We start from the raw sequence: 12531 nt of genomic DNA on the forward strand, positions 1-12531 counted from the left end.
TTTCTAAACTTCCCAGCCTTTACGGTAGGTTCTTCCAACAAATTGGTTGGCTTCTTCAAGATTCGTAATACGCATGTTCTCTCCATCCCAAAGGAGTTTTTTGCGGGCAAAGAAATCCATTTTGCCTTTACCATCATCTTTTCTAAGCATATAACTTCTGATAGCTAAATTGCCCATCAAAACTGTTTCGGTCATAGGACCGGCATAGTCAAATGAAGAGGTTAGTGCCAAATGCTCTTTGCTTTTGAAACCTGCCTTGCAAGCATCTACCCATTTGCGTTGATGTCCATATTCTGATTCGGTGGCTTTTGGTAAGTTTGGTTCTACTTCTCTTGTGCCATCGTTTAAGAATAGCTTCGGCATCATGGGCGAGCTATCATTGATATTGGTTGTAATTATTCCTTTTTCGCCAATAATCATTACGCCATTCGCACCGTTTGTGCCACCTAGGTCTTCGTTGGCAGGTATAATGTCCGGATGTGAAGGTCTGATTCCGCCATCGCTCCATGTCATTTCTATTTTTGACTTGCTCTTTGGCGTCGCATCAAAATGCAAAGTAATAAACGAAGATGCAGGGCAGCCTTCAGGATGGTAGTCAGGACTCCACATTTTGCTGAAAACTGAGGCCACACTACATTCGGCATCGGTAGGGTAGTGGAGGCCTAATGTTCTGAAAGGAATGTCTATCAAGTGACAACCAACATCACCCAATGCTCCAGTACCATAATCCCACCATCCTCTCCAGTTAAACGGATGCATGTTAGGAATATAATCTTTGGTTTCGTTTGGTCCTAACCAAAGGTCCCAATCCAAATCTTTAGGTTTTAGGCTGTTGTCTGGTGATGGCATGGCATTGCCTTGTGGCCAAACAGGTCTGTTTGTCCAAATTTGTACTTTACCAATTGCCCCTAATTTATCAGAATTTATCCAGCCTTTTACAGTGTCCAACAAAGGATTAGAAGCACCTTGATTACCCATTTGGCTAACTATTTTGTTTTTTCTAGCCAATTCTGTCAATAATCTAGCTTCACGAATATTATGCGTCATTGGTTTTTGCACATACACATGTTTACCTCTGTCCATGGCATATTTTGCTGCTGGCCCATGCACATGGTCAGGTGTTGAAATTGTTACAGCATCAATGTCTTTGATTTGGTCTAACATTTTGCGGTAGTCGGCAAAAAGTTTAGCGTTGGGGAATTCCTTAACAGAGTCTTTAGCCGATCCTGAAAAGTCCACATCACAAAGGGCTATTACCCTTTCTCTACCGTTTACTGAAGCATTTTTAATATCACTTTTACCTTTTCCACCGGCACCTATAGCGGCCAAAACCAATTGGTCGCTAGGTGATATAAATCCGACACCGCCCAATACATTGCGAGGAACAATGAAGAAAGAGGAAGCAATTGCACTATTTTTAATGAAATCTCTCCTCGAACTCTTCAAAATCTCTTTTTCTTTTTTGCTCATATTTATTTGTTTTAAGATTGAATTTTTTTTTTTCATTAAATTATATAATCTAAAATCAGAACTAATGTATTTGAAAACAAGTTTTTTCATACCAAATTCTAAATCCCAACTTTCTCTCTTTCCAACTAATTAAGGCCAATACACTGCAATTTTCTTTTTCAAAAACTCCACACTTCTGGCCAATTGTTCCATGCCTTCAACACCATCTTCTATGCTAATCCATCCATCAAAACCAACGCGTTTGAGTTCTCTGAATATGGCGTCGTAGTCGTTTAATCCTTTGCCTATTTCGCCATGTCTCAGTCTTTTTGCATAACCCACAGATCCTCCTTCCTCTTTTCTCAGGTCTTCTATGGTACCTTCTATTAAGTATCTATCACTGGCGTGCATCGTTACAACTCTGTCAGAAACCCGGGAGAGTAATTCCAATGGGTCTTCTCCTGCCAAAAAGGTATTGCTAGGGTCATAGTTTACGCCAAAGTTTGGGTGATGAATTCTATCTACTAATGCACAAAATACGTCCATTTTTTGGGCAAGCTCAGGAAATTCCCAGAAATCGTCTTTGTAGTGGTTTTCGATAATGAGTGTTATGTCGTTTTCTTCTGCAAAAGGTAAACAAGCCTCAATACATTCTACAGCCAAGTCTATGCCTTGCTCAATACTCAATTCGGGCCTTCTTTGGCCTGACAATACTCTACAATATTTTCCGCTAAGAGTTTTGCACATGGCTATCCAACGTTTTTGCTTTTCTATTTCTTTTTTTCGAAAATCTGCATCAGGATTTGTAAAATCTGGTGAACAACAAAGCATCGGAATTACTTTTCCGTTTTGTTCTACTTCAGCTCGAAACTTTTCCCAATTTGCCTCATCTTCCATTTCTAGAAAACCCGCATACCACTCCAAGCCTTGGATGTCGAGTTTCGAAGCCAAAGCTATCCATTCTGACACTTTCATGGTGCCAGTTTTGCAAAGTTCTTGCATGAATGCCTTCGGAAAAGCGGCTAGTTTTGGCATTTTTATATATTTATTTTAGCTATTGTTATTTTATGAAATTGTAATATCTTTCGGCATATTTCGGCCAATCATCGGAAACTGCTCCATGTCAAAAACCTGACTGCTAACTGGCCCACATTCATCACTCATGATAAAAACTGCCATTGCGGCCATTTCTTCAGGTTTAAAAATTCTTCCAGAAGGTGCAAAGAAATCGGAAATGTCTTCGTACCAATTTTCTTTCATTCCTTGTTCTTTCTTATTCAGTTTTTCTTTTTCTGTCAAGACCCAGCCTGGATTTATTTGGTTGACTCTTATGCCTTTTTGCCTAAAAAGCGAATCTCCCAAATTTCTGGTTAAGGTCATTAAAGCTCCTTTGGATACACTGTATGCCATTAGATGTGGTTCTCCTCCCCATGCATTTATCGACCCAATATTCAGTATATTTCCTTTGGTTTTGGCAAGTTCATTAACAGAAGCTTGTGCCAAAGCAAACGGAGCAATTGTATTTACGGCCAACATTCTTTCGAAAAAAGCAACAGTTGTATTCAGAATATCAGATTGTGCTATAAATGCTGCATTGTTTACTATTCCATCTAATTTCCCAAACTTTTCAACAGCTTTGTCTACCAATTTTTTTGGAATTTCCGCATGCGTAATATCTCCAATTTCCAAAGTTGCATTATCTTCACCAAGTGAATGAATAAGTTTTTGACCTTCTTCTTTTTCCAATCCATTAATCACTACTTTAGCCCCTTCTTCCACACATTTTTGGGCAATGCACTTGCCAATGCCAGTACAAGCACCTGTGATGATAATTACTTTGTTTTCAAGTCGCATTTTTAAGCAGGTTTAAGTACGCTTTTTACTACTTTTCCACTATGCATTTGTTCGAAAGCCTCATGCCAATCTAAAACAGACCAAACACCACCAATAATAGGTTTTACGTCCAATTGCCCACTAGACATTAGCAATAATACTTTTTCCCAAATCGGCCAATTGTGGCTAAAACTGCCTTGCAATGTGACATTTTTCTGAACCAAAGGATCAAGCGATATACCTAGTGGCTGAGGTCCCCAACCTACTTTAGTAATATGCCCATTCGGTCTAACCAATTGTAATGCCATTTTCATTGTAGCACTTACGCCTGCTGCATCTATTATTACATCAGCACCGAGTCCGTCTTGCTTCATCGCCCATTCTGTTGCATCACCTATTATGCCTTCGCATCCGTATTGTTTGGCTATTTCAAGGCGACCTCTATCGTTTTCTAGACCAACTACTGCCACTTGTCCGCCACAAAGTTTTGCCATCACGGCACAAAGAATTCCAATTGTGCCTGGGCCTAAAACGATAACTCTGTCACCTGGTTTTATATGAGAATTCATCACTACCGCATTGTAAGCTACCGAGCAAGGTTCAGTTAAACAAGCTTGCTCAAATGGAAGATTGTCCGGAACAGTATGAAGGCAGCGAGCTGGCACTTTTACAAAACGCGTCATTGCCCCGTTTACTCCATATCCAAAGCCCTTGCGACTTGGGTCAAGATTATAAAGACCTTGGCGGGACATTGGGCTTGATGCATTTATGATGGCTGCGGTTTCGCTTACAACTCTGTCACCTTCTTTCCAGCCTTGGACTCTTGAGCCTAGCTCTACAATATGTCCACCAAATTCATGGCCCAAAACCACAGGATAATTTACTGACCAACTGTGGTCAGATGTCCATTGATGGAGGTCGCTACCGCAAACACCAACATTTGCCACTTCGAGTAAAATATCGTCTTCGCCTATACTAGGCTTTTCAATTTCTCTTATTTCAACACTTCCTTTTTCTATTGAAAAATTTACAACTGCAGGGTTTTTCATTTTAGCTTGATATTTTTAAACATCGCCATAGGCATGTATTTTTTCACAAATAAGTCTTAAAGAGCTTTCTAAATCACCATCGGCTGTTTTAAATGAATCGGCGTCAATTGTAAGTGGAGCTCCTAAAACCACAAGTGGTGCTCCATAAGCCGGACACTGTATGGCTTGTTCCAAACTCAAACCTCCCACAGCTTGCACTGGTACTTTTACAGCATTTACTACCTCTCTTAATTGATCCAATGGACTGGGCATTCTTTGTCCTTTTGCTGCTATTCCTCTCCGTTCGTCGTAACCGATGTGGTGAATTACAAAGTCGCAGCCAAGGTCTTCCAACCATTTGGCACCTGCTACCATATCGGGGCAACCTAGATTGTCTCCCATAACTTTAATGCCGTAATCTTTGCCTGCTTGTACTACTACTTTGATGGTTTCTTCATGAGCTCGAGCCATTACAACTAAGTGTGTTGCACCAGCTTTGGTCATCATTTCGGCTTCTAGATAGCCGCCGTCCATGGTTTTTAGGTCAGCTACGATAGGTACATTTGGGAAAGCCTCTCTGAGTTTTCGAACGCCGTGCAGACCTTCGGCTAAAATGAGTGGAGTGCCAGCTTCAAGCCAATCCACACCTGCTCGCATGGCCATGGCGGCCGTTTCTAAAGCCTCATCAATATTGGTAAGGTCCAAAGAGATTTGAACTATTGGTTTCATACTTTTTTTAAGGTTGAAAAAATGAATTGCCTATTCAAATGGTCTTTATTACTATTTGATTTCTTTGAAAAAATACTATTTCATTTTTGATAAAATTAATAATATTTTTTAATAATATAGTTTTGTTTCAGACGAAATATTTGAGAAGGGAGATGAAAATGTAAAAATATTTTTAGGTAATCCTAAAAAATGACCTTAATGGTTGATTTCTAGATAAAATGTAGATTTGAAAGATAGTATTGATAGCAAAAAAGTATATTTATTTCAATTTTATGAGTGGGTGATTTAGTCCATTTACCACATTTTTTACAACCGTGTATTTATTTATGCTTTCAAAAAGTTGGGTAAGGGTCTTATAACCATAGGATCTCGGGTCAAAACTTGGGTCTATTTTACGCAATGATGTACCTACTTTCGAAATCAAAGTTTCTTCGTCTTCACTAATGGCTATTTCGAAAGCTTTGTCAATCAAACGCATATTTAGTTTTTGTGATTCCCTTGCTGGGGTTTCAGTTTTTGGTACGGTTTTCTTTTCAGTTAAATTACTTTTTCGAGAAGTTTTCCTAATTTCAGTTGGAGCAATTAAGGATGGTAGCTCTGGCAATAGGTTTTCAGTAAAAGTGAATATTTCGCAAGATTGGACGAAGGCGATTGGGGTAGTTCTTTGGCCAATTCCCATCACAAAAAGACCTTCTTCTCTTATTCTTTTGGCCAACCCTGTATAGTCGCTGTCGCTTGAGACTATGCAAAAACCATCAACTGTCTTGCTGTGCAGCACATCCATAGCATCTATAATCAATGAGCTATCCGTTGAGTTTTTACCTGTAGTATAGGAGAATTTCTGAATCGGGTTTATAGAAAATTGATTGATAAGTTCTTTCCAGCTGTTCATCTGAGGAGTGGTCCAGTCACCATAAATTCTCCGAATAGTGGCTTTTCCATATTTAGAAACTTCCTCAAGAATTTCCTTGATGATTTTGGCTTGGGCATTGTCACCATCTATTAGTACAGCTATATTAAACTTATTTTCGCTCATAAAGAATTTTTTGTTTTATAAAGATAGGAAACGGTTTGTGAAATAATAAAAGAATCTGTTCTAAATACTTGATTTTTTGATGTTGGATGAAACAAAAAATGCGAGATTCTGGCCGAATATCGCATTTTCTTTCAGATTTGAAACTTTAATTACAAATCATTTGCCTTACTACCCATAATCTTATTACCGCTAATTTCTTCATATTTGTCTTGCGAAACAGTAAATCCATCAAATTCGGTGAATCTTGTATATTTTCCTATAAATCTGAGGTTCACACTATCCACAGATCCGCTTCGGTTTTTGGCAATGATAACCTCAGCCATGCCTTTGGTGCTCTCACCTGTTTCGGTTTCTGTAATTTGGTAATATTCAGGACGATAAAGGAACATTACAACGTCGGCATCTTGCTCAATCGAACCCGATTCCCTCAAATCCGATAGTTGTGGTCGTTTGTCCCCAGCTCTGGTTTCTACTGATCTACTTAGCTGCGAAAGTGCAATTACTGGGATATTTAATTCTTTTGCTATCGTTTTTAATGAACGCGAAATAGCAGCAATTTCTTGCTCACGATTCATACCTCCTTTGCCGTTTCCTGCAGTCATTAATTGCAAGTAGTCAACTATTAACAGTTTGATATTATGAAATGCCTTTAATCTTCTCGCTTTGGTTCGTAGCTCCAAAACGGATAAGGCAGGGGTATCATCAATATATATCGGTGCAGTAGCCAAATTGTTTAATCTAGAGTGCAAGGCGTGCCAATCTTCGGTTTCTAAATCTCCTTTTCTTAATTTTTGAGAATCGATTTCGGCTTCGGCTGATATTAAACGTAGCATAACCTGCTGACTACTCATTTCCAATGAAAATAAAGCTACAGGCATTTTGAAGTCTATGGACGCATTTCTTAGAGCCGAAACCACAAATGCAGTTTTGCCCATACCGGGTCTAGCCGCAATGATAATTAACTCAGTATTGTGCCATCCGCCAGTAACTCTGTCCAATGATGGAAAACCAGAAGGAACACTAGCAGATCCACCGTCTTTTTCCTCTTTATTTTTGATTTCCTGAATGGTTTTTTGAACCACTGTCTGCAAATCAGGGATGTTTTTATTTAGATTTCCTTCCTGTATTTCTCTAAGATTTTGTTCAGTAGCGTCCAACAAGTTAAAGACGTCGGTTGTATCTTCATAAGCTTTGGTAACTACATCGCCCATGATTTTTACTATGTTTCTACGAATAGCATACTGCACAATTATTCGGGCATCTTGCTCAATATGCGTAGAAATAGACTTTGAAGTTATCCTTGCCAAATAGGCAGCTCCGCCTATAAACTCTAGCTCACCGCTCAAGCGTAATTGGTTGCTAACAGTCAATAAATCAACGGGTTCTGATTTTCCAAATAACATCAAGATGGCTTGATAGATAGCTTCATGTTTTTCTGAAATAAAACTATCGGACTTTAAAACATCAATTACGGCAGTCAAGGCATCCTTTTCTTTAATAACGCCACCCAAAACCGCTGCTTCTAATTCTATAATATGTGAAGACTGCTGAAAATCAAAGATTTGCTCAGGGTTTCTTTTTGTCTTCTCAGGAAATCTTCTTCTTTGTTGTTTCATTTTATAAATTTACTGCCAATTGAGTCTACTTTTACCATAGAGACTTCATCTTTTTTACCTACACCTATCGGAAATGTTTTATCTTTTTTGTTTAAAAATGAATTGAAGTTTCGTGAAATAATGAAATTTCCACCTGAAACCACTACATTTCCAGTAGATGAAAATATGTAATAATTAGTTGGTACACTTCTGGAAAACAGCCTAAATTTATACTCACCATCTTGTGAAAGATTATATTCTATCTCGCCACCTACAGAAAGTTGACCCGTTGTGTTGGCATTTATGTTGTTTTCTAAACTATTTATAAATGAGCTTTTTCCACTAAGTTTAATTCGATTATTCAAAAATCTATAACTGAAATTAAACTGCATATTGTTAAGAACATTGGTTCGGAAATCGCCAAATTGAACTCCAAGCTCCAAATTTGGATTGAGTTTGCTAGCCAAATTCCCAATTTGATTAGAAAGCAAATTGCTCACGTTGTCAATCAAAAATTGTTGGGTTATTGCATCAGTTATATTATCAGGAAATATCTCGTTAAAAACTAAAATGCTTGAGACGTTTCGACTTACTAATTGTTCGTCATTTCTGAGTTTCTGTTCGAAACTCAAAAGGTCTGTTTGTCCATCATATGGTATTTGTTTTAAGTCGAAGTTTACGTCATAATTGATAGTTGGTGTCATCAATCTGTTGGTTAATAATACACTAACATTTACGGGATATCTGGTAGAAGTTCTTGATAATACTTGAGATACCGAGCTTGGAATTAGGATATTAGCAGTATAATTCGCTTTCATATCTAAAGTAGCTTCGTATGGGTCACCTGTCCATGTAATTCGGCTTCCATCTACAATGTTGAACTTTCGAAGAGAAGCCAGGTTTTGGAAACTAAAATTATACTTGCCGCTTCTGACTACAAATGGACCATTGATAGCAAAATCACCTCGGGTATCATACAAAATACTCAAACGTCCATCACCAAATACATTTAAAATGTCATTATTAGTTCTGTCAAATATTATTTCACATTCGGCATCAGGCGTAAAAATTATGTTAAAAGCTAGTTTTACGCCACCAGTTTTTATTTTTGGAATTATTTTTTTTAAGACTTGATTGGTGTCTATTTTTTCGTTTTTCTTTAGAAAAGGAATGCCCTCTTGTTTCAAATCTATCTCCTTACCACTATCCATCGGAATAGTGATTTTGGTGTTTGGTTTGCTGGTAAGATTACCTGTTATGGTGATGTTTTCGAAGTCGCCTGTCACCTGCACATCTCCTCCAGCAAAGGCTGTTCCGTAGAAAACATCATTGTCAAATGATTTTAGATTCAGTATTTTAAATCCTTGGTTACCATTGATTACTGCGGAAAGTCCAACCATGAAATTACCCGAACCACCATTGTAAATTCCTCCTTTAATTATGGCTGTATTTCCATTTTCTTGGGCATCTCTTACCGTAATTCCCTCAGGACTGGTTATAAACCCTTCCTCATTCAATAAAATTTTATCATCAAAATATAGCGAAGTCCCAGAAGAGGCTATCTTTATGGAGGCATCAGATACATCCAGAGCTCCTTTAAAAATCGGATCTAGTGGTTTACCATATATCTCTATATCTCCTTCTGCCTTGCCTGTCATATTGGTAAAAACTCCACCAAGCATATTTTCAAACATCGCTAATTGAAGATTTCTTATTCTAGCATTAAGGTACATCGGATTTGCTTGCTTATTCGGGTCATAATATCCACTTACTCTAAATATTTCTTCGAATGACCTAAAAACACTTCCATTTATTTTTAAATTATTAGCGAGGTTATCCCAGTTTGCTTCTGTGGTAACTGTGCCAATTAAACTGTTTTGATAATTTAAGTTTTCTATATGTAAATTACTTGTAAATAAGGGGTTTTTGTAATAATCCCTGAGTCTAAGCTCGCCATTGGCTATACCTTTTAGGTTTACGTTTGTAAAAGGTTTTAATGTCACAAGATCAAAGTTTTGTACTGATAGGATTGATTCCTGATTCGGGTTGTTAGAGACAATCCCATTAAGTTTTACGATTTGTTTGTTGTTAGAAAGTTTAAGGTCATTAAATATAATCTGATTTTCTAAAACATTGATGAGGTTGTTTTCCGAAAAAGTCCATTTGTTTTCTAATACAAATACTTGGCTGTTTTTAGGATTAAATCTTATATCAAAACCCTGTGGTGTAAAGTGGATATCTCCAAAAAGTTCGATTTTGCTATCATTGCTTTCTTGGTCAATTGAAGCATCAAAATTGATTTTATTTCCATCGCCCCAATACGCATTTGTGAGCAAATTTTCAGTCTTAAGCCCGTTCCTCATTTTCTGACTTTTTGAGTTTAGAATAAAGGAAGTTAATACTTCTGCTGAATTGGCGTACTTAGAGGTGTTGAAATCCACATCTGTGGTGTAGAACTGATTTCCTTTATAGTTAACTGTATCGAGTTTTCCTTCCATCGTAAATTCTGTAGTGGCTCTTGAGGAGAATTTTCCTTTTAAATTTGATCCAGCGTTTACCAGAATATTAGGCTCAAAAAAACCGAAGAAGCGTTTTGTGTCTTTGAAAAACAGTTGATAATTGGCTTGATAAGGCTCTTTTTCAGCTAAAATGGTTTTGTTTTTTTCTTTGTAATAATTAGTTCTTTGTTCTTCAGTATCTTCAAAATATAGTAGATATTCTTTCCAAAGCGTGGAGGCATCTTTAATGATTTTGCTCGGGACAAAATTTCCATTTACGTAGATATTGAAAAATTCCGAAACCATTGAAAAGCGACGTTGGTTTTCTGAAATTCCAGAATTGAAATACAAAGAATCAATAGCCAAAGAATGAGAAGGGTCTTCAAAAACAGTATTTGTAAATCTAGCCCTTCCAACCCAATCATCAAGTTTGTTTCCTATAAAATCAAAGTTGATTGTAGACTTTAATTTCAAATCTTCATTGGTAAATCCCAAAGTTTTCAAGTTTGCATTCTCTAGTAAGCCTTTTATCTTGAAAGTATTAAGTTCTTTGTTGAAATCTACTTTTCCTTCTACTTGTGCTATTAAGTTGGGGTCTTTTATTTCTAAATACCCATCAAAAATAGATTGACCAAGATTGCCATCTACAACCAAATTTTTATAAGTATAGCCATTATATGCTATTTCAGAAACAACTCCGTCCAAATCCAAAGAGGCATCTTTGATGGTAAACCCTTTTCCTTTTATTTTGCCATCAAAAGTAAAAGTTTGCAGTTTGGGTTCGTCAAATAATTTTCCAAGATTCAATTGGTTCATGTGAAATTCTCCTCCATAGTTTGAGTTTTCACCTGCTTTTACTTCCATATCTCCACTTATTTTGCCTAAAGTCGCCGAGGAGAGTTCCGAGTTAGTTTTGAAGTCATTATAAAAACCTGAAAATGTACCTTTTAAGTTAAGTTGTTCTATTTTATTTATATATCCTTGATAGTCAGCATTTGCACTGTATTGGCTAACGTCTTTAGCGAGTAATATAGATGGTTTAAGGTTTATGGTTGTATTGGTTTGTCTTAAGTTAGGAAATCCTTTAAAGTTTACATCGCCTGCCAAATTGGAGCCGGCCCCAAACTTCAGATCAAATTCTTTGAAATTTAAATCTACATATAGACCATCCATTTTAGCATTGAGCATATATCTTTCGTTGTAGGCATACATTTCAGGAGCAAACCTGCCTAAATCTTGAGCATCGAAAATGGCGTTTTTTAGGTCTGCTTTCATTTTTACTTTATGGTAAAAATCGTCAAAAGCAGCAGGCCTTTCATAATAGAAATGAAGTTTGTTTCCTATATAGGAGTTGTTTATATATGCTGAAAGGTTATCCAAAAGCATAGCATTATAACAATATAAGAAGTCTGTTTTTATATCTTTTATTTGTAAATCACTTTTTAAGTCTATTCCCGTCAGACTTGTGGTTCTGAAAGCTACAGTATCTCCCAATATTAATACATTTTCAAGATTGGCATTAATTTTATCAAATCTAAAATTGTATAAATCGAATGTTTTATCTGGAAAAAGTGCTTTTCTGCCATCAGTTAGACTTACATTTCCATTTGTGATATATGCGTTGTCAATAGTGAATGGCTTGTTTTGATTCGGAATTGATTTTTTACTCGGATCTTTTGACATATTTTGAACTTTTGCAATCCAATAGTCAATATTTAATTTTCCTTTTTTATCTTTTATAAGTCTTACCTCTGGATTTTTGAGCAAAACATAATCGAGGTTATTATCAAATTTGAAAAAATTGTTAAAATCTAAAGTGATTTTTGGCATATAGTATTTACCAAAACTTAATTTAAAAAGATTGTCTGTGCTAAAATTGAAATTAGTTTTGCAGTTTATATACAATTCTCTAACAAAAATCATATTTCTGCCTTCGAGGTCTTTGATATTTACATCTTCAAATGTAATCTCATCAATCCAAGTTATTCTGGCTTGAGAAACCGATACACTTCCTCCAAGTTTTTTACTTAGCCATTCAGTGCCTTTTTGGGTTATATTTGTCTGTACTTCAGGAAGTTGAAGAGAATAGTAAGCCAATACTCCTATACTAAAAATCACAAGCAAAAGTATGCCGATGAGTTTTATAAATATGTTAAGAATTCGCTTCAAAATAGTTTAGTTTTCCTTCCTGTTTTTAAAAAAACCACCAAGAGTTTTGTCTTTTTGATTAAATACTGTTTTTAGATTAATGCAAACAAGAATTTTTTCCGTGCGTCTTGGTCGATTTGTATCTTTGCGTTAAAGTATATTTGTATTGCAAAAGCTATGCAAAATTTCTTAAAAATAATGAAAATAAAAACTAA

The 12531-nt window shown here is 36.5% G+C and carries 8 protein-coding genes; all 8 read right to left on the reverse strand.

Going from position 1 to position 12531, the window contains the following annotated elements:
• Positions 1-3: 3 nt before the first annotated feature.
• Positions 4-1470 carry a Gfo/Idh/MocA family protein gene (locus tag EGI22_RS05005; RefSeq protein WP_255066774.1) on the reverse strand — a complete coding sequence of 489 codons (1467 nt, stop codon included), beginning with the start codon at positions 1468-1470 and terminating at the stop codon, positions 4-6.
• A 129-nt stretch (positions 1471-1599) separates the two neighbouring features.
• Positions 1600-2484 (reverse strand): sugar phosphate isomerase/epimerase, encoded by an 885-nt coding sequence (locus EGI22_RS05010; protein ID WP_255066775.1) that lies wholly within the window; start codon positions 2482-2484, stop codon positions 1600-1602.
• Between the two features lie 30 nt (positions 2485-2514).
• On the reverse strand, positions 2515-3303 hold the full coding sequence (locus tag EGI22_RS05015; RefSeq protein WP_255066776.1) for an SDR family oxidoreductase: 789 nt from the start codon (positions 3301-3303) through the stop codon (positions 2515-2517).
• A gap of 2 nt (positions 3304-3305) precedes the next feature.
• On the reverse strand, positions 3306-4331 hold the full coding sequence (locus EGI22_RS05020) for a zinc-binding dehydrogenase (protein WP_255066778.1): 1026 nt from the start codon (positions 4329-4331) through the stop codon (positions 3306-3308).
• A 15-nt stretch (positions 4332-4346) separates the two neighbouring features.
• Complete coding sequence (locus EGI22_RS05025) at positions 4347-5039, reverse strand: orotidine 5'-phosphate decarboxylase / HUMPS family protein (protein ID WP_255066779.1); 693 nt, start codon at positions 5037-5039, stop codon at positions 4347-4349.
• Between the two features lie 259 nt (positions 5040-5298).
• On the reverse strand, positions 5299-6075 hold the full coding sequence (locus EGI22_RS05030; protein ID WP_255066780.1) for an NYN domain-containing protein: 777 nt from the start codon (positions 6073-6075) through the stop codon (positions 5299-5301).
• A gap of 149 nt (positions 6076-6224) precedes the next feature.
• Positions 6225-7691 (reverse strand): replicative DNA helicase, encoded by a 1467-nt coding sequence (gene dnaB, locus EGI22_RS05035; RefSeq protein WP_255066781.1) that lies wholly within the window; start codon positions 7689-7691, stop codon positions 6225-6227.
• The gene (locus EGI22_RS05040) at positions 7688-12337 is read right to left on the reverse strand and encodes a translocation/assembly module TamB domain-containing protein (protein WP_255066782.1); all 4650 of its coding nucleotides are present in this window, start codon (positions 12335-12337) and stop codon (positions 7688-7690) included. The genes dnaB and EGI22_RS05040 overlap by 4 nt, the downstream gene beginning before the upstream one ends.
• Positions 12338-12531 lie beyond the last annotated feature (194 nt).

The sequence above is a fragment of the Lacihabitans sp. LS3-19 genome, from assembly GCF_024343575.1.
GTDB lineage: Bacteria > Bacteroidota > Bacteroidia > Cytophagales > Spirosomataceae > Leadbetterella.